Raw genomic sequence first — 21,858 nt, forward strand, 5'->3', positions numbered from 1 at the left:
AGAAGTCTCATGACCGAAGCTTACATATATGATGCCCTGCGCACCCCGCGCGGCAAGGGCCGCAAGGATGGCAGCCTGCACGAGGTGACCTCGGTGCGCCTGTCCGCCCTGACCCTGAACGCGATGAAAGAGCGTAACAATCTGGAAGGCCACGCTGTCGAGGACGTGATCTGGGGCAACGTCACGCAGGTGATGGAGCAAGGCGGCTGTCTGGCGCGCTCGGCTGTTCTGGCCTCGGATCTGGATGAATCGATCCCCGGTCTGGCCATCAACCGTTTCTGCGCCTCGGGCATGGAAGCGGTGAACCTGGCGGCGAACCAGGTCAAAGGCGGCGCAGGCGAGGCCTATATCGCCGGCGGTGTCGAGATGATGGGCCGCGTGGCCATGGGCAGCGACGGTGCGGCGATTGCCGTGGACCCCTCGCTGGCGATGGGCACCTATTTCGTGCCGCAGGGCATTTCGGCCGACATCATTGCCACCGAATATGGTTTTACTCGCGATGACGCGGACGCGCTGGCGGTTGAATCGCAGCGCCGTGCCGCAGAGGCCTGGGCGGACAACCGGTTCGAGAAATCGGTCATCACCGTCAAGGATCAGAACGGGCTGACCATTCTGGACCGCGACGAGTACATGCGCCCCGGCACCGACATGCAGAGCCTTGGTTCGCTGAACCCGTCCTTCCAGATGATGGGCGAGCAGATGCCGGGCTTTGACAAGGTTGCGATGCTGAAATACCCGCATCTGGAAAAGATCAACCACATCCACCACGCGGGCAACAGCTCGGGCATCGTGGACGGGGCTGCGGCTGTGCTGATCGGCAACAAGGAGTTTGGCGAGAAATACGGCCTGAAACCGCGCGCGCGTATCAAGGCGACCGCCAAGATCGGCACCGATCCGACCATCATGCTGACCGGCCCGGTTCCGGTGACCGAGAAGATTCTGGCCGACAACGGCATGAAGATCAGCGATCTGGACCTGTTCGAAGTAAACGAAGCCTTCGCCTCGGTCGTGCTGCGGTTCCAGCAGGCGTTTGACGTCGATCCGGCGCTGGTCAACCCCAATGGCGGCTCGATCGCGATGGGCCACCCGCTGGGCGCGACCGGCGCGATGATCATCGGCACGCTGCTGGACGAGCTTGAGCGTCAGGACAAGGAAATGGGTCTGGCAACGCTTTGCATCGCGTCCGGCATGGGTGCGGCAACCATCATTGAGCGGGTCTGATGCCCAAGCTGGATCTCTCTCAGATCCCGTTCAGGGGCGGCTCGGGCTATCCCGGCAAGCTGGCAAAGGCAGGCGATGGCCGCTTTGTTCAGCCTGTGGGTGATGCCGGCGGGCTGACCCAGTACGGGGTCAACATCGTGCGGCTGGAACCGCAGGGGCTGTCCTCGCTGCGCCATTATCACATGGAACAGGACGAGTTCGCCATTGTCCTCAGCGGCACCTGCACCCTGATCGACGATGATGGTGAGCATGAGATGCAGCCCGGTGATTGCGCCGCCTTTCCCGCAGGTGAGGCCAACGGCCACCACCTTGTGAACAAAACCGATGCGCCCGCGACCTTTCTGGTGGTGGGCACACGGACCCCGACCGAGACCGGCTATTACAGCGACTTAGACATGATGGTGAAGTTCGATGCCGACGGCTTTCGCTTTACCCGCAAAGACGGCAGCCCGCTGACGGCTGACCAGATTGGAGATGACAATGACTGAATTCACTCTGACAAAAGACTCTGATGGCGTGGGCGTCATCACCTGGGATGTGCCCGGGAAAACCATGAACGTGATGTCCTTTGACGGGCTGGCGCAACTGAGCAGCTGCATCGATGATGCGCTGGCAGATGACGCGGTCAAAGGCATCGTCATCACCTCGGGCAAGGAAGGGTCGTTTGCCGGTGGCATGGACCTGAACCTGCTGGCGGTGATGAAGGAACAGGCGGGCGACGATCCGGCCAAGGGTCTGTTCGAGGGCACGATGCAGATGCATGCCCTGCTGCGCAAGATCGAGCTTGCGGGCATGGACCCCAAGACCAAGAAGGGCGGCAAGCCGATTGCCACCGTTCTGCCCGGCACCGCCGCGGGCATCGGTATGGAACTGCCGCTGTCCACGCACCGCATCTTTGCCGCCGAAAACCCCAAGGCAAAGTTCGGCCTGCCCGAGATTATGGTCGGCATCTTCCCCGGCGCGGGCGGCACCACGCGGATGGTGCGCAAGGTTGGCGCGATTGCGGCGGCTCCGCTGTTGCTGGAAGGCAAGATGCTGGACGTCAAGAAAGCCAAGGGCGCAGGCTATATCGATGAGATCGCCGAAGACCCGATGGCTGCGGCCAAGGAATGGGTGCTGAACGCCAAGGACGGCGACATCGTCAAGCCTTGGGATGCCAAAGGCTACAAGATGCCCGGCGGCGCGCCCTACCATCCAGCGGGCTTCATGAACTTCGTCGGAGCCTCGGCGATGGTGCATGGCAAGACCCAAGGCGCCTTCCCGGCTGCCAAGGCGCTGCTGAGCGCGGTTTACGAAGGTGCTCTGGTCGATTTCGACACCGCGCTGAAGATCGAGGCGCGCTGGTTTACCTCCGTGCTGATGAACCCGTCCTCGGGTGCCATGATCCGCTCGCTGTTCCTGAACAAGGAAGCGCTGGAAAAAGGCGCTGTGCGTCCCGCTGGTGTTCCCGATCAGTCGGTCAAGAAGATCGGCGTTCTGGGCGCGGGCATGATGGGTGCGGGCATCGCGCTGGTGTCGGCGCAGGCCGGTATGGAAGTGGTTCTGGTCGACCGTGATCAAGCAGCCGCCGACAAGGGCAAGGCCTATACCGAGACCTATCTTGACAAGGGCATGAAGCGCGGCAAGGTCACCGCTGAAAAGAAAGAGGCCATGCTGGGCCGCATCACCGCGACCCCGGATCTGGACAACCTGAAAGGCTGTGACCTGATCATCGAAGCTGTCTTCGAAGATATGGGCGTCAAGGCCGAGATGACCAAGAAGGTCGAGGCGATCATCCCCGAGGATTGCATCTTTGCCTCGAACACCTCGACCCTGCCGATCACCGATCTGGCCAAAGCCTCGGCGCGTCCGGATCAGTTCATCGGCATCCACTTCTTCTCGCCGGTCGAGAAGATGTTCCTGGTCGAGATCATCAAGGGCAAGGAAACCGGGGATCGCGCGGTCGCCAAGGCGCTGGACTATGTGCGCCAGATCAAGAAGACGCCCATCGTGGTCAACGATGCACGCTTCTTCTACTGCAACCGCTGCATCATCCCCTACATCAACGAAGGTGCGCGCATGATCACCGAGGGCGTCAGCCCCGTGCTGATCGACAACGCCGCGCGTCAGTTGGGTTTCCCTGTCGGTCCGGTTCAGCTGACCGATGAGACCTCGATCGATCTAGGGGCCAAGATTGCCCGTGCCACCAAGGCGGCAATGGGCGATGCCTATCCCGAAAGCCCCTCGGACGATCTGATCTTCTGGATGGAAGAACAGGGCCGTCTGGGCCGCAAATCGAACGCGGGCTTCTTTGACTATGACGAAAAGGGCAAGCGCGTCGGGTACTGGAATGGTCTGCAGGACAAGTATCCGCTGGTCGAGGATCAACCCGACCTGATCGAAGTGCAGGAACGTCTGATGTTCGCGCAGGTTCTGGAAGCGGTGCGCGCGCTGGAAGAGGGTGTTCTGGAAGACATTCGCGAAGGCGATGTGGGTGCGATTCTGGCCTGGGGCTTTGCTCCGTGGTCTGGCGGTCCGCTCAGCTGGCTGGACATCATCGGCGCGCCTTACGCCGCCGAGCGTTGCGACCAACTGGCCGCAGCCTATGGCGAGCGTTTTGCCTGCCCGCCGCTGCTGCGTGAGATGGCCGAGAAGGGTCAGACCTTCTATGGCCGCTTCGACCCCGAAGCCAAAGCCGCTTGATCAAGTGATGCAGGCGCGTGACACCACGCGCCTGCATCGTTCTTTTCGTGTTTGGTTAGGTCTGCCATTCAGGCCGCAGAAACAGGACAGGCGCATTGGGCCTGCCCGGACGCCCCGGCCTGCGCATGCCGGATGGCGGGCGGATCGGGAAAATCGGTTCCTGCGGGATGGGTGCAGGCAGTGCACCCAACGGGTTTGCAAGGGCTGAAACGTCGCCCCTGATTGCAATCGAATTGACCAAAGCCGTCGCGGTCTGTTCATCCGCCACCCTATAGGGCGCGTGTTCCTGTGCCGAACGGGCACTGAACCGACCAGCCGGGCAAAAGGTCTGCAGCCCGCCCTCGACAAAGATCACCTCATCCGTGTCAAAAAACAAAGTCGTCACCTGGAACGATGACCCCGGCACCTGCGCCGACATCCGGCACGCGCCGTTCAACATCCGGGCCGGAAAGACCGCGACACCCGCCGCGTCGGGATCGAGTTTCCCAAGGTCCAGCGCCATGCCCTGCTCGGGCATCAACCAGACGGGCCGCCCGTTATAGGTCGCCCGTGCGGGTACAAATATCGGCATGTAATCGGCACGGGTTTCATCGGCCGGAATGACGACGCAACAGGTCGAAATCCGGCGCACCTCGCGAAACCCGTTATCCAAAGTTCGCACCAGATCGCCCACGGCAACCCGTTCGATCAGCTTCCAGCCACTGGTGGTGGCAACCTTGGTGCCGTGCAACAGACCGCCACGGCGTGCATTTACCGCTTTATTCGGGTCGGCGAAATCAACGTCACCAGATTGATCCGAAAACCCCGAAACACTCACTACTTCAAACACGTGCCTCACCCCCTTGTGGCACAAACTAACGATGCAAAACGGATAGCATGAATTTTAAGGGGTGACTTATTTCTGACATATTTGCGCCCAATTTGGGCCTTTTGAGGCCCCTTTTGCGCACATTTTACAGACAAATGCGGGGTAAATACTTCTTTTGATCCGCATTCGGAAACGATTACTGGGCCGATCCGTCGAACTGATATCCGAATCTCCGAATATCTTCCGCGCAGGCTTGGGCAACCGCATCCACTGTTTGCGTCGTATAGTACCGACGGTAATCGCGATCCCGCTTCGACCGGTTCAGATGCGGCAGCTCCACGTCAAACCCGAGATGTTCGATCAGAGGCCGCGCGTCCTGTGCGAAATGCTCAAGGCGAATATATGCGTCACATCTTTCGGCCCCGTTGGCCATGGTCACATAGGCGCGCGCGGGGTGGTGCCGAAAGGATCGCAGCGTGGACGGATGCAGGACAAACGACCCGAAATCCAGATCTTTGGCGCGCCCGACATCCGGGTGATCAAAGCTCTGTACCCGCAGCCAATGATAATAGCTCACCATCCGGTCCCACGGATTGCGCACCATCGTAAACACGAACATCGACGTCAAAGCCTTGGCAGACAGAACCCCGTCGATATCGGACAGCGTCGAATGCTTCCACAGGCGCCCGCGCGCGTTCAGGGATTTGGCGCGGCGTCGGCGTTTCAGCGCCTTGGGCGTATCCCCCAACAGAATGTCATCCTTCATCGCCCGCTGTTCCAGCGCCAACGCCAATGACGTGCCCCCGGTCTTGGGGATATGCACAAACACATAACGCCGTCCGGTCGAGATGATCACGCCACGCCCTGCTCTGCCGGTGCGCGACTGGCGCGCCATCCCAGCACGGCCCCCGCCGTTGCGATCAGTCCGATGCCAAAGACCTGCATCACGCCGATGGACTGCCCCAACGCCACCCAGGCAAAAAGCGGGCCGAAGATCATCACCGAATATTCGAACACGGCAACAAAGGACGGCTCGCCCACTTGATACGCCTTGATCAGCATGAAGACCGCGATGGTCGACCCAACGGCTTGCACGACGATCCACGGAATGGCCGGTTGGAAGTCCTGGACCAGACCTCGGGTCACAAACCCATCCGGCCCCTCGGGCGTATCCACCGGAAAGGCGGTGAAAAAGGCCAACCCGATTGCGCCTGCCAACCCCAGGGTCATCACCATATTCGCCAGCAACGCTACCGTACTTTCATCCGAGCAGTGACTGCGGGTGACAATGGCGCTGAGCGCATAGAAAAACCCGCCCGCCACCGGCAACAGGGTTCGGGCGTCGAAATCGGTTGGGTTGGGTTGCAAAACGCACAGGATGCCGATGAACCCGATCATCACCGCCCCGATACGCCACGGCCCGATGGGTTGTTTCAGCCCCAGTGCCGAAATCAGAAGCACAAAGATCGGCGAGGTGAACAGCCCGGCCAGCGCCTGCGCAATCGGCATCAAAGCCAGCGAGGCGAAATAGAACAGCATGGCCGTGGTGATCAGCAGGCTGCGCACCACGACAGGCCCTAACCGTTTGGGGCGCAGCGTGCCAAAGCCCAGCAGAGAAAGCCCCGCGATCAAGGGCAACATCAAAGCGGCCCGACTCAGGTGGAATTGCCACAGCCCGATTGTCTCGGCCAGCAGGATCACGACGTTGTCCACAACCCCGATGATGGCCATGGAACTGACCATCAGGGCCGCGGCCAAAATCGGTGAGGTCGGTTTAGCTGCCTGCATCTGCCACATGTTCCTGTTCTGCGTCCCGCCATCCAGCACAATTGCCAATCCCGACGCAACAAGTTTGCGCCGCGCGATTTGGGCGTGCTAAGCTGCGGCAAAAGAAATACGAGCAGAACCCATCCAGATGACCGCCCTGAAACAGTACCAGCGGATCGAAGCCACCGGTCTGTGGCGCCCCTCGCCCGATGAACAACGGCGCGAGGTTGTCGTCTCGATTGGTGAGGCCACGCTGACCATCTCGGATTTCAATGACCGCGCCTTGACGCATTGGTCGCTGGCGGCGCTGGAACGGCAGAATCCGGGTGTCTTCCCCGCGATCTTCAACCCCGATGGCGACCCGGATGAGACGCTGGAGCTGGCCGAAAGCGAAAAGACCATGCTCGAAGCCATCGACCGGCTGCAACGCGCCATCGACAAGGCACGCCCGCATCCCGGGCGTCTGCGGTGGCTCAGCGTTGGGGGCGTTGTTGCCGCTGTTCTGGCGGTCATGCTGTTGTGGCTGCCCGGAGCGCTGCAAAGCCATGTGGTGTCCGTCGTGCCCGAGGTGAAGCGACAGGAAATTGGTGACGCGATTCTGAAACGGATCGAGCGTGTGTCGGGGCGTGCCTGTACCTCACGCGATGCGCAGGCGTCATTGGATCGGCTGGCGAAACGGACCGGCGTGCGGCAGATCATCATCCTGCCTGCGGGTGTGCAGGACAGCCTCAGCCTGCCGGGCGGCACTGTTCTTCTCAGCCGGTCATTGGTCGAGGATCATGAGGATCCAGCCGTCGCCGCCGGGTTTGTTATCGCAGAACGGGCGCGGTCCGAACAGCAGGACCCGCTGGATGATTTGCTGGACCGGACGGGCGCGTCCTCGGCGTTTCGATTGCTGACAACCGGAGGGCTGACGCCTCAGATCGTCGACAACTATACCGAACAGGTCTTGTCCGAACCCCGCCCCGCGGTCACGGATGAGGCGTTGCTGGCAATGTTCGCGCAGGCCGCCCTGCCCTCGACCCCTTATGCCTATGCACGTGACATCACCGGGGAAACCGTGCTGGGGCTGATTGAGGCCGACCCGATGGCCGGGCGCACGTTGGAACAGGTGTTGCCGGACCGCGATTGGGTCCGGCTACAGAATATTTGCGGCGAGTGATCCGCCTTACTTGGTGCCGAACATCCGGTCCCCGGCATCACCGAGACCGGGCATGATATAGCCTTTCGAGTTCAACTCGCGATCCAGCGCGGCGGTGACGATATGCACGTCCGGGTGCGCCTCTTTCATGCGTTCGACACCTTCGGGTGCGGCCAGCAGGCAGAGAAAGCGAATATCGGTCGCGCCCTGCTCTTTCAGCAGATCAATCGCGGCGGCAGAGCTGTTGCCGGTGGCCAGCATTGGATCAACGGCAATGACCAGACGGTCTTTCAGCCCCTCAGGGGCCTTGAAGTAGTATTGAACGGGTTTCAGCGTTTCTTCATCGCGATACAGGCCGACAAATCCCACCCGTGCCGAGGGGATCAGTTCCAGCACCCCATCCAGCATTCCGTTGCCCGCCCGCAGGATCGAGACCAGCGCCAGTTTCTTGCCGGCCAGGATGGGGGCGTCCATCTCCTCCATCGGGGTTTCGATATGCCGCGTCGTCAGCGGCATTTCCCGCGTGATCTCATAAGCCAACAGCAGCGTGATTTCGCGCAGCAACTGCCGGAACACGGCGGTCGAGGTGCCCTTGTCCCGCATGAGCGTCAGCTTGTGTTGCACCAGCGGGTGGTCGACGACGGTCAGGTGATCGCTCATGAGTTCTCCAGTCTTTTCTTGACCCGCGCGCGGGTGTCTTCGTCACAAAAAGCCGCGTTCAGGGCTGTTTCATTCAGCGCAGCAAAGTCTTCGGCGTCCCAGCCGAAGGCTGCGTGCAGCATCTCATATTCGCGCCGCATGGTGGTATGAAAAAAGGGCGGATCGTCGGTGGAAACGGTTACGTTGACGCCTGCATCGCGCAGCCTTGCAATCGGGTGGTCTGCGAAATTGGGAAACAGGCCAAGGACCACGTTTGATCCCGGACAGACCTCTAGCGTGATACCACGGTCGGTAATTTCGTGCACAAGGTCAGGATCTTCAATCGCGCGCACCCCGTGGCCGACGCGTTCCACACCAAGGTCGCGGATCGCATCGCGGACACTTTCCGGGCCGCCAAACTCGCCCGCATGGGTGGTGAGACGCAAACCCGCCTCGCGGGCGCAGTCGAAGGCCCATTTGAAATCCCCCTGGGTGCCCACGGATTCGTTGCCGCCCATGCCAAACCCGGTGATCCAGTCGCCTGCGGTTTCCGCCGCGCAATGGGCGCTGCGTTTGGCCTGTTCTGGTCCGAAATGACGGACACAGGTGACGACGCCGCGCAGGGTGATGCCAAACTTGCGCTCAGCCTCGTCAGCGGCGTCCTGAATGGCCGTCAGATAGTCACGCCAGGCATGAAGATCCCCGCCGCCGCAGAAATCCGGGCTGAGAAAGGTTTCTGAATAAACAATACCATTTGCGGCGCTTTCTTCAAGTATCGCCAGCGTCAGACGGCGGAAATCCTCGGGCGTTTTGAGAACCTCACAAGCGGCCTCATACACGCTGAGGAAATGGGCGAAATCACGAAAGTCATAGCTGCCGTCAGGTTTGAAAATCCCGCTCAGGTCAACGCGCTTTTCATGGGCGAGTTGGCGGATAAAGGCGGGCGGGGCCGCGCCTTCGTGGTGCAGGTGCAATTCGATTTTGGGCAGATCCGCAACGGTCATAGAAAGCTTCTCCCCGGCCCTTGCGCCGGTACGTTCAGGTGATGGGCAATGCTGGTGGCGACGTCGGCGAATGCGATTTGCCCGATCTGGCCGCTGCCTTTTCCAGCGACCATAACAGGCACCTGTTCGCGCGTGTGGTCGGTTCCGGTCCAGCTGGGATCGTTGCCGTGATCGGCGGTCAGCAGCAGCAGGTCGTCCGGGCGCAGCTTTTGCAGGATCACGCCGATTTCCCGGTCGAACCATTCCAGAGCCCGCGCATAGCCGCTAATGTCGCGGCGGTGACCATAGAGGCTGTCGAATTCGACGAAATTGGCGAAGGTCAGGCTGCCCTCTTCGGCGTGGTCCACCAGATCGGACAGGTGCCTCATCAACTCGGCGTCCGAACCTTTGCGCAGCGTGTCGATCCCTTGCATCGAAAAGATGTCGCCGATCTTGCCTACCGCATGCACCTTGCGCCCGGCATCCTGCACCCAATTGGTCAGCACCGGAGCAGGCGGCAGGATCGCGAAATCCTTCCGGTTAGTGGTGCGGGTGAAACCGTCCTCAGGCGATCCGACAAAGGGCCGTGCAATCACCCGACCCACTTTCATCTGGTGCAAACGCGGCGCGAGCGTCCGGCACATCTCAAGCAGACGGTCGAGGCCAAAGCTGCCTTCATGCGCGGCGATCTGGAACACGCTGTCGGCAGAGGTGTAGCAAATCGGCCAGCCGGTGCGCATATGTTCGGCCCCCAGTTCCGCGATGATCGCGGTACCCGAGGCGTGGCAGTCGCCCAAAATGCCATCGGCGCCCGCCGCCTCGGCTGCGGCGCGGCTCAGATCAGCGGGAAAGGCCGGGGTGGTGTCGGGGAAATAGTGCCAATCCCACGGTACGGGCAGCCCGGCCAGTTCCCAATGGCCCGAGGGCGTGTCCTTGCCCGGCGAACGTTCGCGCGCGCATCCCCAGAGGCCCGAAGGATCAGCATCAAGCCCCGGCGTATCCTCCCCCGACGCCAGACGCGCCGCAGCACCAAGGCCCAACGCGTCCAGATTGGGCAGGTCTAGCGGGCCAGAGCGCCCGTCCTCGGCGCGACCCTCGGCACAGGCCTGCGCGATATGTGCGACCGTGTTGGCCCCAGTGTCCGGCACGTCGCCATTGAAATACTGGCCCGCATCCGGCGCGCCGCCGATGCCGACCGAGTCCATGACGACCAGAAAAGCCCGGCTCATGCGGTGATCCTTTCATGAACCAGCGTCGGGGTCATCGGTGCATCATCGCCGATCGAGATGGCTTGCAGGATCGTTTCTGCGGCCTGCCGCGCGGCGTCTTCACGCGCTGCATACACCACGGCCAAGGGCGCGCCTTTGTCGACTTTGTCGCCCAGCCGGACAATGCCGGACATACCGACCGCCGGGTCGATCACGTCACTTTCGACCTGCCGACCACCGCCCAAGGCAACCACGGCAAGGCCCAATGCCTCGCCATTTATCGCGTTGATATACCCACCGCGCGGGGCTTGAACCTCGAGGATCACGCTGGCTTCGGGCAGGAAGCGTGACCAGTTTTCGACGAACTGCAGCGGCCCGCCGACAGCGGCCATCATGCGGCCAAACCGCTCAGCTGCCCGCCCGTCGCGGATGACGTCGGTGATCTTGTCGCGCCCCTCATCAGCCGTGGCGACCATGCCCGCATCGGCCAGCAATACGCCACCCAACTCGGCCGAAATTTCGGCCAGCGGCGCGTAATGCGCATTTGTCAGAACATTCATCACCTCGGCCACTTCCAGCGCATTGCCCAGCGCCGGGGCCAAGGGTTGATGCATATCGGTGATCACGGCCGAAGTCCGGCACCCAGCCGCATTCGCGGTCTCGGTCAGGGCCTGTGCCAGCTTGCGCGCCTCGTCCAGCGTTTTCATGAACGCGCCGCTGCCGACTTTGACATCGAGCACCAATGCCTCGGGGCTGGCCGCCAGTTTCTTGGACAGGATTGACGCGGTGATCAGATCGAGGCTTTCGACCGTCGCCGTGACATCCCGGATCGCATACAGCCGCTTGTCGGCCGGTGCGATCTGACCGGTTGCGCCAACAATCGCGGCCCCGGTTTCGCTTAGTATCTGGGCCAGGCGGTCCTGCCCGATCTGCGTGGTGACACCGGGAATTGCTTCAAGCTTGTCCAGCGTGCCACCTGTATGACCAAGGCCCCGCCCGGAAATCATCGGAACATAGGCCCCGCATTCCGCCAGCGCCGGGGCCAGTATCAGGCTGACGCAATCCCCCACCCCGCCAGTCGAGTGTTTGTCGATCACCGGCCCATCCACATCCCAACTCAGGACATCGCCGCTGTCGCGCATGGCTAGGGTCAGGTCGGCACGTCCCTGCGCGCCCAGCCCGCCCATGCAAACCGCCATCGCAAAGGCCCCGGCCTGCGCGTCGCTGACCCCGCCATCGGCCAGACCTTGCGCGAACCATGTCAATTCTTCGCCGGTCGGCACCTCATGCCGGCGCAGTTTTGCGATGATCGAGCGGGCATCCATTGGCTCAGGCGTCCTGCATATGGGACGCGTCGAACGCGCCCGGCAGAAGATCACCAATGGTGGTTTCCAGTTCCATCCCCCCGGTCGTCGCCAGCGTGACCTTCACGTCGCGCGCGCCAAACTCGGCCAGTTTCTGGCGGCACCCCCCGCAGGGCGGCACCGGTTGCGGGCTTTGGGCCACGACGTAGACCTCGGCCAGTTCGGTCTCACCTGCGGCAACCATGGCGGCTATCGCCCCTGCTTCGGCACAGGTGCCTTCGGGATAAGCCACGTTTTCGACGTTGCAGCCGACGTAAAGCGTACCGGACCCCGACAGGATCGCCGCGCCCACCTTGAAGTTCGAATAAGGCGCATGGGCGTTTTCGCGAACCTTCAGGGCAGCATCTTTGAGCGACATGGCGATTCCCCAATTTTTGATCAGTTGGTCAGAAAAACGTACCCTAATAGCAAGCGCCGGGGAAGTTGAAGCCCCCAGCATGTGTTTTTCGCCTATTCCAGCATTGTGTTGAAGGTTCCCGGTAATGTCACTTCCAGCAATTCGAGATCCTCGGACGGGTCCGCCAGCCGCGTGCGCATTCCCGGCGGAATAACAAAGGCATCCCCCTGTTCCAGCCGGTATGGCTCGCGCCCTTCGCCTTCCAACGTGACCTCTCCGGTCATGACGAAGGTAAAGTGAATGTCGGTATCATGGCTGGCCCAGACCGGGTCCCCCTGCCCGCGGCGGACGACCTGTACCCCGGCCACGCCTTTGGTGTTTTCGGCAATCGTCGTGTCTCGGCAAACATAGCCCGGCAGCCGGAAGGGTATCCACTCGGCATCCTTGGCCTGATTGTAGACAAAGCGTTGACCCTGCCATTCCCGGTCCGGACGCAAATGAGGCGTCGGCAGCTCCATCTCATGATCAATCTCGGTGACATGCTCGGCCGGGACGCCGATCTCGATCACCTGCACGTTGTCCGAGGCTTCCAGCACGCGATGGCGGATTTCCGGGGGCTGGATAAAGCAATCCCCGGCGGTCAGTCGCATCTTGTCACCCTGATCTTCGTAGACAACATCGACCCAGCCATGGATGCAGAAGATCAGCTGAAAACCCACCTTGTGGAAATGCACCATATCCGGCACCGGCCCACCATCGGGGATGCGGATATGGCTGGCGATGATCGAGCCGCCCAGACGATCCGGCACCAGATCACGGTAATGCATGCCCGCCCGCCCGATGATCCAAGGGGCCTGATCTTTCAAACGACGCACGACAAAGGAATGGACAGTCTCAGGCATGACCAGCGGCGGGTCGCGGTCTTCAATCTCGATTCGGGTTCCGTTTGGCGCGATCAAAACCCGTTCGCCGCCGGCAAATGCGTCGGGGTCTTCGGTCAGGATGCGAAGCGTTCCGGCACCTTCAGGCGCATCTTTTTCGATGCGCAGGCGCAACCCATGACCCGAAAACACGGCAGTCCGCGGATCGTCTGCGGGATAGATCATATCCATCCGCATCCCCAGAACCTTGGTGTAAAACGGGATGTCGTCCCTTAGCTCATTCGTTGGTAAGCGGAACTCGGCTATCGTCTGGTTCGAACGCAAAGGGCGCATCGGGCATCGTCTCGTGCTGTTGGTGTTTACGCCATCCGATCAGAACCGAAGCGAAAATGCCAATCGAAAACAATAGCTCGAGCGTTTCTTCCACAACAAAGAGACGCATCAGTGTCAGTTGGGAAAAGTCCGTATATTTGGGCCGTGCGACCTGATCCACGACTTGCGCCACGACGACAGCCAACACTGCCAAAGCGAAAACGGTAAGGAATGGCGCACGGGCCTTGCGGGCTTTCCAGATCGTTGGCATCCCGTGCCAGACCACTCCGAACAGCAAGACCAGACCCAGAACCACCCGCACCCAAGTGGGATCAAGCATATTGTCAATCGCGTTGAAAACAGCCGCAATCGAGCTGTCTGTGGCGAAGATCTCGGTGTCGATCTCTCGCTCTGCCAGAAGGAAACAGCCCAGCGAAATATACACTCGCGGCAACCCCTTCAAAGTTACCAACGCCGCCACAGCCGCGCCGAACAGCATCACAGCCGATGCAATCTCGACAATCCCGCCTTCATTAACATGCGTGATCGCCCAGGTTGGCCACAGTATCCCAACCACGCAAAACAGCAGCGTCGCCAACATGACACAATGGGTCACCGCAACGCCGGTTGCGGGTGCAAATCGAACGGGCAGAGTCAAACGCTCTGCTTTGGTTTCAGTGCTGAAAGTCATGCCTATCTTGGTTCTGCTGGTTCGGCAGTTTGAGTGAGTGGATTTGGCCGAATGTAAATATTTTACAACGGAAATCAACCAAGCCCGGATTAAGAGACATCAAGCTGTGATAGGTGACGCAACGTAGCCAAGCCGGAAAAACTCGTTTACCACACGGTTAGATACCAGAAGGGAGCCGTATCGCTGATGTCTGACTCACGCAGCCAAAGACAAGCCGCGCTTGACTATCACGCCCATCCAAAACCCGGAAAGCTTGAGATCAAGGCCACAAAGCCAATGGCCAATGGTCGCGATCTGGCCCGCGCCTATTCGCCCGGCGTGGCCGAGGCGAGCCTTGAGATCAAGGCCGATGCGTCGAACGCGGAGCTTTATACCTCGCGCGGGAATCTGGTGGCTGTGGTTTCGAACGGAACGGCTGTTCTGGGGCTGGGCAATATCGGCGCGCTGGCCTCGAAGCCGGTGATGGAGGGCAAGGCGGTCCTGTTCAAGAAATTCGCCGGAATCGACTGTTTCGACATCGAAGTCGATCAGCCCGACCCGGAAAAGCTGGCCGATATCGTCTGCGCGCTTGAACCCACGTTCGGCGCAATCAATCTGGAAGACATCAAGGCCCCGGATTGCTTTGTCGTCGAAAAGCTGTGCCGCGAGCGCATGAACATCCCCGTCTTTCACGACGACCAGCATGGCACGGCCATTGTGGTCGGAGCAGCCGCCAAAAACGCGCTGCACGTTGCCGGCAAGTCCTTCGAGGACATCAAGATCGTCTCGACCGGCGGTGGCGCGGCGGGCATCGCGTGTCTGAGCATGTTGGTCAAGCTGGGCGTGAAGCGCGAAAACATCTGGCTGTGCGATATTCACGGGCTGGTCTATGAGGGCCGCGCAGAGGATATGAACCCGCACAAGGATCAGTTCGCGCAGAAATCCGACCTGCGCACACTGGACGACGTGATCGACGGGGCAGATCTGTTTCTGGGTCTCAGCGGCCCGAACGTTCTGAAGCCCGAAATGGTCAGCCGAATGGCCGATCAACCGATCATCTTCGCGCTGGCCAACCCGACCCCGGAAATTCTGCCCCAAGCCGCGCGCGAGGTCGCGCCGGATGCGATCATCGCCACAGGGCGCAGCGATTTTCCCAATCAGGTGAACAACGTCCTTTGCTTTCCGTTCATCTTCCGCGGCGCGCTGGATGTTGGCGCGACCGAGATCAATGACGAGATGCAAATCGCCTGCGTGGACGGTATCGCCGAAATGGCCCGTGCCACCACCAGCGCCGAGGCTGCCGCTGCTTATAAGGGCGAGCAGCTGAATTTCGGCCCGGATTATCTGATCCCGAAACCCTTTGATCCGCGTCTGGTGGGCGTTGTGTCCTCGGCTGTGGCGCGCGCAGCGATGGACAGCGGCGTTGCCAAACGTCCCATCAAGGATCTGGATGCCTACAGGGAAAAGCTGAACCAGACCGTCTTCAAATCCGCCCTGCTGATGCGGCCTGTGTTCGAAGCCGCCGCCGCAGCCTCGCGCCGGATCGTGTTTGCCGAAGGCGAGGATGAACGCGTCCTGCGTGCGGCGCAGGCCGTTCTGGAGGAAACCACCGAAACACCGATCCTGATCGGACGGCCCGAGGTGATCGATGCCCGCTGCGACCGGCTGGGCCTGACCATCCGCCCCGGCAAGGACTGCCAGATCGTGAACCCGGAGAACGACCCGCGCTATTACGACTATTGGAGCTCGTACCACAAGATCATGCAACGCCGGGGCGTGACGCCGGATCTGGCCAAGGCCATCATGCGCACCAATACAACCGCCATTGGGGCGATCATGGTGCACCGGGGGGAAGCGGACAGCATGATCTGCGGCACGTTCGGCGAATATCGCTGGCACCTGAACTATGTCGAGCAGGTGCTGAACAAGGGCGACCTGCGTCCGCATGGCGCGCTGTCGCTGATGATTCTGGAAGACGGCCCCCTGTTCATTGCCGACACCCATGTCCGGCAATTGCCAACGCCCGAGGAACTGGCCGAATCCACCATAGGCGCGGCCCGCCATGTGCGGCGTTTCGGGCTGGAGCCCAAAATCGCCTTCTGTTCGCAATCTCAGTTCGGCAATCAGGCCGAAGGCTCGGGCAAACGCCTGCGTGCTGCCATCGAAATACTCGATCAGCGACCAAGAGATTTCATCTACGAAGGCGAGATGAACCTTGATGCCGCGCTGGACCCGGAGCTCAGGGCCCGGATCTTCCCGGCCTCGCGTTTGGAAGGTGCGGCAAATGTGTTGGTCTTTGCCCATGCCGATGCGGCAAGCGGAGTGCGGAACATTCTGAAGATGAAAGCCGACGGGATCGAGGTTGGTCCGATTCTGATGGGTATGGGAAACAAAGCCCATATCGTGACACCGTCGATCACAGCGCGCGGGTTGCTGAACATGGCGGCCATCGCCGGCACCCCAGTCGCACATTACGGCTGATGCGATGCGCGATTATGAAGCCGAACGCCTGCTTTGGCGTTCGGCGAGTCGTCGCCTTTGCACAGAAAAGTTAACAAATTTGCAATTTCCGCAAGGTTATTCAACTAAGCCCAAAAAACCAAACGGGTTTGCAATAATTTGCAGATCATTCCGAACCGAACTGCAAAGATTTTGCGATAAACTGACGCGGCGTCACAAGCGCCGCTTGTTTGATACGCGGCGGATACCTAACAACGTGCTCAGTGCTTTGGGAGGAAGACAAAATGGCATATCAGGACGTTTACGATAGCTGGAAAAACGACCCCGAGGCGTTCTGGATGGACGCTGCAAAAGGGATCGATTGGGACAAACCTCCGAGCAAAGCGCTGTTTGACGATAACGCCCCGCTTTATGAATGGTTCAGTGACGCGCAGGTCAATACCTGCTGGAACGCCGTCGACCGCCACGTCGAAAACGGGCGCGGCGAGCAGACCGCCATAATCTATGACAGCCCGATCACCCATACCAAGCGCGAGATCTCATATGTCGAGCTGCGCAACCGCGTCGCCACCCTGGCCGGGGCGTTGCGGGCCAAGGGTATCGAAAAGGGCGACCGGGTCATCATCTATATGCCGATGATCCCCGAAGCGCTTGAGGCGATGCTGGCCTGCGCCCGGCTTGGCGCGGTGCATTCAGTGGTGTTCGGCGGTTTTGCCAGTAACGAACTGGCCGTCCGCATCGATGACGCACAGCCCAAGGCGATCATCGCCGCCTCATGCGGGATGGAGCCGGGCCGCGTAGTGCACTACAAACCCTTGCTGGACGGCGCCATCGACATGGCAAAGCACAAGCCCGAGTTCTGCGTGATTTTCCAGCGTGAACAAGAGGTTGCGCAGCTGATTGAAGGACGCGACTTCAATTGGCACGGCTTCCAATACGGCGTTGAACCGGCGGAATGTGTGCCGGTTGCGGGCAATGATCCGGCCTATATCCTCTATACCTCGGGTACCACGGGTGCGCCGAAAGGGGTTGTGCGACCAACCGCCGGGCATCTGGTTGCGCTGAACTGGTCGATGAAGAACATCTACAATGTCGATCCGGGCGAAGTGTTCTGGGCGGCCTCGGATGTGGGCTGGGTCGTGGGACATTCCTACATCTGCTACGCGCCGCTGATCCACGGCAACACCACTATTGTGTTCGAAGGCAAACCTGTCGGCACCCCCGACGCGGGCACCTTCTGGCGGGTGATCTCGGAACACAATGTCCGTAGCTTTTTCACCGCCCCCACCGCCATCCGCGCCGTCAAGCGCGAGGACCCCAAAGGCGAGATGCTGGCCAAATATGACCTGTCCGGCTTGCGCGCGCTGTATCTGGCGGGCGAACGCGCTGACCCCGATACGATCATCTGGGCCCAAGACGCGCTGAAGGTTCCGGTGATCGACCACTGGTGGCAGACCGAAACCGGATGGACCATTGCTGGCAACCCATTGGGGATCGAGGAATTGCCGACCAAACTTGGCTCGCCCGCCAAACCGATGCCCGGCTATGATGTGCAAATCCTGGACGAGGGCGGCCACCCGATGAAACCGGGTGAGTTGGGCGCGATTGCCGTGAAACTCCCCCTCCCCCCCGGCACGTTGCCAACGCTGTGGAATGCCGAGGACCGTTTCCGGAAATCCTATCTGGAACACTTCCCCGGATACTACGAAACCGGCGACGCAGGCATGATCGACGAGGATGGATACCTCTATATCATGGCGCGCACCGACGATGTGATCAACGTGGCGGGCCACCGCTTGTCGACCGGCGGGATGGAGGAGGTACTGGCCGCCCATCCCGACGTCGCAGAATGCGCCGTGATTGGCGTCTCGGATCAGCTGAAAGGCCAGATGCCGGTCGGCTTCCTGTGTCTGAACGCGGGTGCCGCACGCGATCATGGCGACGTGGTTCAGGAGGTCGTCAAGATGGTCCGCGACAAGATCGGGCCGGTCGCGGCCTTCAAGCTGGCTGTCGTGGTGGATCGTTTGCCCAAAACCCGCTCGGGCAAGATCCTGCGCGGCACCATGGTGTCGATTGCCGACGGGCAGGACTACAAGATGCCTGCAACCATTGATGATCCGGCCATTCTGGACGAGATCAAAGCGGCCCTGCAAACCATCGGATACGCGCAATAAGTCCGGGGCGGCCTGCACCGCCCCCCTTGCAACCAGGTACAGGCCCCCTACTGTCACGATCAGACAGTGAGGGCCCATGACACAAAGCGATATCTGGCGTCTCAGCGCCACCGAGTTGACACAGCTGACCCGCAGCGGCGACTTGAGCGCCGAAGCCGCAACTCAAGCCGCGATTGATCGGATGCATGCGGTCAATCCCAGCCTCAATGCGGTGGTCGAAGACCTGAGCGATCCGGCGCTTGACCGTGCCCGCGATCTGGATCGGGCGCGCGCAAAGGGCGAATATCCCGGCCCGCTGTTCGGCGTCCCGGTCACGATCAAAGTGAATGTCGATCAAAAGGGTCACGCCACCACAAACGGCGTGGTCGCGTTGAAAGACGTGATCGCGCCGGATGACGCCCCGGTTGTGTCGAACCTGCAAAAGGCCGGGGCCATTGTGATCGGTCGCACGAACACGCCAGAGTTTTCCTTCCGCGCCGATACGGACAACCCGCTATACGGGCGCACCCATAACCCTTGGGGTCAGCATATCTCGCCCGGGGGATCGTCTGGTGGGGCCGGTGCTGCCGTGATGGCGGGTATCGGCGCGCTGGGTCACGGCAATGACATCGGTGGCAGCCTCAGGTTTCCCGCCGCCGCCAATGGCGCGGTTACGGTCAAGCCCGGCCTGGGCCGCGTGCCCGCCTGGAACCCCAGCCAAAAGGCCGAGCGCGGATCGCTGGCCCAATCCATGTCGGTGCAAGGGCTGTTGACCCGCTCCGCCGCGGATCTGCACCTGTCGATGCCAAGCCTGATCGCGCCCGACGCGCGAGACCCTTTCCACGTGCCGATGCCTTGGCGCGGGGACGATCTGGAAGGGCCGATCAAAGTTGCCTTAACCAAAAACACCTTTGACTATGCCCTTCACCCCGAGGTCGAAAAAGCACTGGACACTGCGCGCGACGCTCTGACGGATGCCGGGTATTTGGTGGAAGAAATCGATCCGCCCGATGTCTTTGAATGCGGGCGGATTGGCTATCGCTCTTTGATGGGCGAAGTGCTGACCCTGATGAAGTCGGATGTCGAGGCTGCGGGCTCTCAGACCATTCAGGACATCTTCGACGTCTATTTTCAGGAATTCCCGCCTATCGTCGAAACCGAACTGCTTAAAATGCTGGCCAAACGCAGCCATTATGCGCGCGAATGGTCGCTGTTTATGCAAGATTACCCGCTGGTCCTGTCGCCCTTCCTGCCGCAACCCTTCTTTAAGCCGGACCGCGACACCGAAGGGGCCGAAGGCGTGCATGAGGTTCTGGGCTGCGCTGTTTATTCCTACGCGATGAACTTTCTGGGCCTGCCCGCCGCCTGCGTCCCTGCCCGTCTGGCTCAGTTGCCGAAAGGTCCGCAGCCCATCAATGTCCAGATTGCCGCGCGGCGCTGGCGCGAAGATCTGGCCGTGGACGCCGCCGCCGCCATCGAAGAGCGTGTCGGACAGATGTGTCTGCCATTGTGGGACAGTCTTTCGGGCGGGTAACCGCCCCAAAACAAAATAGACCCCGGGTTATTGGGCCCGGGGTCCAGCTGCTTAAATGTGCCCGGATTTCTGATGACGAGCGTAGCACCACCCACCCTCGCCAGCGCGAAATTTACGCAATCATTCGAAAACGCCGTACAGGTGGCCACTCACTCCCACCATAGCGTGATCTCCGAGCACGGTCAGATTAGCCAATCCGTAGCGAATGCCGTGTGAACTTCTTCACACAAGAGAAAATAAATCTAAAAAAATCGCAGTTTAAGTGAATTGCTCAGAGATTAAGCGCTCTTCCAGACCATGCCCCGGGTCAAACAGGATGCGATGGGTGATTGCAGGCTCTGACCGAATCTCAACCCAGTCGATATCCGGGAAGGAAATGGAATCGGCGTCGGCCATGACGGGGCGTTTGTCTGCGTCCAGTACGTCGAATCGAACCTTGGCAATCTTCGGCAGCAAAGCCCCCCGCCAGCGGCGCGGCCGGAATGCGGCAATTGCGGTCAAGGCAAGGACGTCCGCCCCGATTGGCAGAATCGGACCATGGGCCGAGTAGTTATACGCCGTCGAACCGGCAGGCGTGGACAGAAGCGCACCGTCGCAGACCAGTTCCGCCATCCGCTCGCGCCCATCGACGCTGATTTTCAACCGTGCGGCTTGCGGGCCTGCGCGCAGCAGTGAGACCTCGTTGATCGCCAATGCCTCGTGCAGCTTTCCCGATTGGTCCATGGCCCGCATGGCCAGCGGGTTGATGACCTCTTCCTGCGCATCGGCAAGACGGGCCATCAGGTCCTCTTCGTGGAAATTGTTCATCAGGAACCCGATTGTGCCACGATTCATACCGTATACCGGCGCGTCGAGATGCTGCATGTTCTTCAATGTGCGCAACATGAAACCGTCACCGCCCAGGGCAACCACAACCTCGGCGTCGCGCGGGGCGGCATTGCCATATTGTTCAATCAGGCGATCGCGGGCGTCCTGCGCCATCTCGGCCTCACTGGCGAGGAAGGCGATTCTTTTTTTCATTGGGTCTGGTTTCCGGTGCTACACATTTGGTTCCGAAACAAACATACCTTTCCTCAATAGGCCAGACTTGACGCCGCAGCGGGCCAAATCGTCGCTTTATGCCTTTTGCCGATGGTGGGTTTCCGATAGGAAATCCGCAAGTTTTTACCCCAGTCTATGGAGCGCAAATGAACGCCAACCTTCGTGATACGGGCTTTTTCACCCAATCCCTGTCCGACCGCGACCCGGAACTTTTCGGCTCGATCACATCCGAGCTGGGCCGCCAGCGCGACGAGATCGAGTTGATCGCGTCCGAGAACATCGTCTCTGCCGCCGTGATGGAGGCGCAGGGCTCGGTCATGACCAACAAATACGCCGAAGGCTATCCCGGTCGGCGCTACTATGGCGGCTGCCAGTTCGTCGATATTGCCGAGAATCTGGCCATCGACCGCGCCAAGGAACTGTTTGGCTGCGGCTTTGCCAATGTGCAGCCGAACTCTGGCAGCCAGGCCAATCAGGGTGTATTTCAGGCACTGATCCAGCCCGGCGACACCATTCTGGGCATGAGCCTGGACGCAGGCGGCCACCTGACCCATGGCGCACGCCCTAACCAGTCGGGCAAGTGGTTCAACGCGGTGCAATATGGCGTCCGCAAAGAAGACAACATGCTGGACTATGATCAGGTCGAGGCGCTGGCGA

General features: G+C 60.7%; 19 protein-coding genes. 8 read left to right on the plus strand and 11 right to left on the minus strand.

Annotated elements, in window-relative coordinates; genetic code table 11:
* Positions 1-9 precede the first annotated feature (9 nt).
* From ACR0KJ_RS06835 to ACR0KJ_RS06845, 3 genes are read left to right on the plus strand one after another with little or no spacing between them, the layout of a single operon-like run.
* The gene (locus ACR0KJ_RS06835; protein ID WP_480626253.1) at positions 10-1,221 is read left to right on the plus strand and encodes an acetyl-CoA C-acetyltransferase; all 1,212 of its coding nucleotides are present in this window, start codon (positions 10-12) and stop codon (positions 1,219-1,221) included.
* The gene (locus ACR0KJ_RS06840; protein ID WP_170449345.1) at positions 1,221-1,709 is read left to right on the plus strand and encodes a cupin domain-containing protein; all 489 of its coding nucleotides are present in this window, start codon (positions 1,221-1,223) and stop codon (positions 1,707-1,709) included. The genes ACR0KJ_RS06835 and ACR0KJ_RS06840 overlap by 1 nt, the downstream gene beginning before the upstream one ends.
* Positions 1,702-3,903: a 3-hydroxyacyl-CoA dehydrogenase NAD-binding domain-containing protein gene (locus ACR0KJ_RS06845; RefSeq protein WP_170449343.1), complete on the plus strand. Its 2,202-nt coding sequence runs from the start codon at positions 1,702-1,704 to the stop codon at positions 3,901-3,903. Before ACR0KJ_RS06840 ends, ACR0KJ_RS06845 begins: the two co-directional genes overlap by 8 nt.
* A gap of 55 nt (positions 3,904-3,958) precedes the next feature.
* Here the strand turns inward: ACR0KJ_RS06845 and ACR0KJ_RS06850 are convergent, their stop codons facing one another.
* The 3 genes from ACR0KJ_RS06850 to ACR0KJ_RS06860 form a co-directional block, all read right to left on the minus strand.
* On the minus strand, positions 3,959-4,732 hold the full coding sequence (locus tag ACR0KJ_RS06850; RefSeq protein ID WP_480626254.1) for a Hint domain-containing protein: 774 nt from the start codon (positions 4,730-4,732) through the stop codon (positions 3,959-3,961).
* 175 nt (positions 4,733-4,907) lie between these two features.
* Entirely contained in the window at positions 4,908-5,567 is a 660-nt protein-coding gene (locus ACR0KJ_RS06855) for a sulfotransferase family 2 domain-containing protein (protein ID WP_480626284.1), read from the minus strand.
* Complete coding sequence (locus ACR0KJ_RS06860; protein ID WP_480626255.1) at positions 5,564-6,499, minus strand: DMT family transporter; 936 nt, start codon at positions 6,497-6,499, stop codon at positions 5,564-5,566. Before ACR0KJ_RS06860 ends, ACR0KJ_RS06855 begins: the two co-directional genes overlap by 4 nt.
* A gap of 127 nt (positions 6,500-6,626) precedes the next feature.
* Here ACR0KJ_RS06860 and ACR0KJ_RS06865 point away from each other — a divergent pair, with 127 nt between their 5' ends.
* Positions 6,627-7,640 (plus strand): hypothetical protein, encoded by a 1,014-nt coding sequence (locus ACR0KJ_RS06865; protein ID WP_480626256.1) that lies wholly within the window; start codon positions 6,627-6,629, stop codon positions 7,638-7,640.
* A gap of 6 nt (positions 7,641-7,646) precedes the next feature.
* Here the strand turns inward: ACR0KJ_RS06865 and upp are convergent, their stop codons facing one another.
* The 7 genes from upp to ACR0KJ_RS06900 form a co-directional block, all read right to left on the minus strand.
* Positions 7,647-8,279, minus strand: a complete 633-nt coding sequence (gene upp / locus ACR0KJ_RS06870) for a uracil phosphoribosyltransferase (protein ID WP_170524854.1) — start codon at positions 8,277-8,279, stop codon at positions 7,647-7,649.
* Positions 8,276-9,262: an adenosine deaminase gene (locus ACR0KJ_RS06875; RefSeq protein WP_480626257.1), complete on the minus strand. Its 987-nt coding sequence runs from the start codon at positions 9,260-9,262 to the stop codon at positions 8,276-8,278. Before ACR0KJ_RS06875 ends, upp begins: the two co-directional genes overlap by 4 nt.
* Positions 9,259-10,470 carry a phosphopentomutase gene (locus tag ACR0KJ_RS06880; protein ID WP_170449333.1) on the minus strand — a complete coding sequence of 404 codons (1,212 nt, stop codon included), beginning with the start codon at positions 10,468-10,470 and terminating at the stop codon, positions 9,259-9,261. Before ACR0KJ_RS06880 ends, ACR0KJ_RS06875 begins: the two co-directional genes overlap by 4 nt.
* A complete protein-coding gene (locus ACR0KJ_RS06885) occupies positions 10,467-11,774 on the minus strand; it encodes a thymidine phosphorylase (protein ID WP_170449330.1) in 1,308 nt (435 codons plus the stop codon). The genes ACR0KJ_RS06880 and ACR0KJ_RS06885 overlap by 4 nt, the downstream gene beginning before the upstream one ends.
* A 4-nt stretch (positions 11,775-11,778) precedes the next feature.
* Complete coding sequence (locus ACR0KJ_RS06890) at positions 11,779-12,171, minus strand: cytidine deaminase (RefSeq protein ID WP_170449329.1); 393 nt, start codon at positions 12,169-12,171, stop codon at positions 11,779-11,781.
* A gap of 92 nt (positions 12,172-12,263) precedes the next feature.
* Positions 12,264-13,364: a cupin domain-containing protein gene (locus tag ACR0KJ_RS06895; protein WP_170524868.1), complete on the minus strand. Its 1,101-nt coding sequence runs from the start codon at positions 13,362-13,364 to the stop codon at positions 12,264-12,266.
* Positions 13,309-14,034 carry a hypothetical protein gene (locus ACR0KJ_RS06900; protein ID WP_170524871.1) on the minus strand — a complete coding sequence of 242 codons (726 nt, stop codon included), beginning with the start codon at positions 14,032-14,034 and terminating at the stop codon, positions 13,309-13,311. The genes ACR0KJ_RS06895 and ACR0KJ_RS06900 overlap by 56 nt, the downstream gene beginning before the upstream one ends.
* A gap of 186 nt (positions 14,035-14,220) precedes the next feature.
* On the opposite strand from ACR0KJ_RS06900, the gene ACR0KJ_RS06905 reads away from it, so the two are divergent.
* From ACR0KJ_RS06905 to ACR0KJ_RS06915, 3 genes are all read left to right on the plus strand, one after another.
* Complete coding sequence (locus ACR0KJ_RS06905) at positions 14,221-16,494, plus strand: NADP-dependent malic enzyme (RefSeq protein WP_170524874.1); 2,274 nt, start codon at positions 14,221-14,223, stop codon at positions 16,492-16,494.
* Between the two features lie 263 nt (positions 16,495-16,757).
* On the plus strand, positions 16,758-18,647 hold the full coding sequence (prpE, locus tag ACR0KJ_RS06910; RefSeq protein ID WP_170735306.1) for a propionate-CoA ligase PrpE: 1,890 nt from the start codon (positions 16,758-16,760) through the stop codon (positions 18,645-18,647).
* A gap of 76 nt (positions 18,648-18,723) precedes the next feature.
* Positions 18,724-20,160: an amidase family protein gene (locus tag ACR0KJ_RS06915; RefSeq protein WP_480626258.1), complete on the plus strand. Its 1,437-nt coding sequence runs from the start codon at positions 18,724-18,726 to the stop codon at positions 20,158-20,160.
* A 258-nt stretch (positions 20,161-20,418) separates the two neighbouring features.
* Here the strand turns inward: ACR0KJ_RS06915 and ACR0KJ_RS06920 are convergent, their stop codons facing one another.
* Positions 20,419-21,180 carry an NAD kinase gene (locus ACR0KJ_RS06920; protein WP_170449318.1) on the minus strand — a complete coding sequence of 254 codons (762 nt, stop codon included), beginning with the start codon at positions 21,178-21,180 and terminating at the stop codon, positions 20,419-20,421.
* 167 nt (positions 21,181-21,347) lie between these two features.
* Here ACR0KJ_RS06920 and ACR0KJ_RS06925 point away from each other — a divergent pair.
* Positions 21,348-21,858: PLP-dependent aminotransferase family protein (locus ACR0KJ_RS06925; RefSeq protein WP_480626259.1), on the plus strand; the 511-nt coding region annotated here is incomplete at its 3' end.

It is taken from the genome of Ruegeria sp. AD6 (assembly GCF_056542325.1).

Bases quoted from the DNA above. Each gene is read 5' to 3' on its own strand.
- ACR0KJ_RS06835 (WP_480626253.1), top strand. From the start codon at position 10: ATGACCGAAGCTTACATATATGATGCCCTGCGCACCCCGCGCGGCAAG.
- ACR0KJ_RS06840 (WP_170449345.1), top strand. From the start codon at position 1,221: ATGCCCAAGCTGGATCTCTCTCAGATCCCGTTCAGGGGCGGCTCGGGC.
- ACR0KJ_RS06845 (WP_170449343.1), top strand. From the start codon at position 1,702: ATGACTGAATTCACTCTGACAAAAGACTCTGATGGCGTGGGCGTCATC.
- ACR0KJ_RS06860 (WP_480626255.1), bottom strand. From the start codon at position 6,499: ATGCAGGCAGCTAAACCGACCTCACCGATTTTGGCCGCGGCCCTGATG.
- ACR0KJ_RS06865 (WP_480626256.1), top strand. From the start codon at position 6,627: ATGACCGCCCTGAAACAGTACCAGCGGATCGAAGCCACCGGTCTGTGG.
- upp (WP_170524854.1), bottom strand. From the start codon at position 8,279: ATGAGCGATCACCTGACCGTCGTCGACCACCCGCTGGTGCAACACAAG.
- ACR0KJ_RS06875 (WP_480626257.1), bottom strand. From the start codon at position 9,262: ATGACCGTTGCGGATCTGCCCAAAATCGAATTGCACCTGCACCACGAA.
- ACR0KJ_RS06880 (WP_170449333.1), bottom strand. From the start codon at position 10,470: ATGAGCCGGGCTTTTCTGGTCGTCATGGACTCGGTCGGCATCGGCGGC.
- ACR0KJ_RS06885 (WP_170449330.1), bottom strand. From the start codon at position 11,774: ATGGATGCCCGCTCGATCATCGCAAAACTGCGCCGGCATGAGGTGCCG.
- ACR0KJ_RS06890 (WP_170449329.1), bottom strand. From the start codon at position 12,171: ATGTCGCTCAAAGATGCTGCCCTGAAGGTTCGCGAAAACGCCCATGCG.
- ACR0KJ_RS06895 (WP_170524868.1), bottom strand. From the start codon at position 13,364: ATGCGCCCTTTGCGTTCGAACCAGACGATAGCCGAGTTCCGCTTACCA.
- ACR0KJ_RS06900 (WP_170524871.1), bottom strand. From the start codon at position 14,034: ATGACTTTCAGCACTGAAACCAAAGCAGAGCGTTTGACTCTGCCCGTT.
- ACR0KJ_RS06905 (WP_170524874.1), top strand. From the start codon at position 14,221: ATGTCTGACTCACGCAGCCAAAGACAAGCCGCGCTTGACTATCACGCC.
- prpE (WP_170735306.1), top strand. From the start codon at position 16,758: ATGGCATATCAGGACGTTTACGATAGCTGGAAAAACGACCCCGAGGCG.
- ACR0KJ_RS06915 (WP_480626258.1), top strand. From the start codon at position 18,724: ATGACACAAAGCGATATCTGGCGTCTCAGCGCCACCGAGTTGACACAG.
- ACR0KJ_RS06920 (WP_170449318.1), bottom strand. From the start codon at position 21,180: ATGAAAAAAAGAATCGCCTTCCTCGCCAGTGAGGCCGAGATGGCGCAG.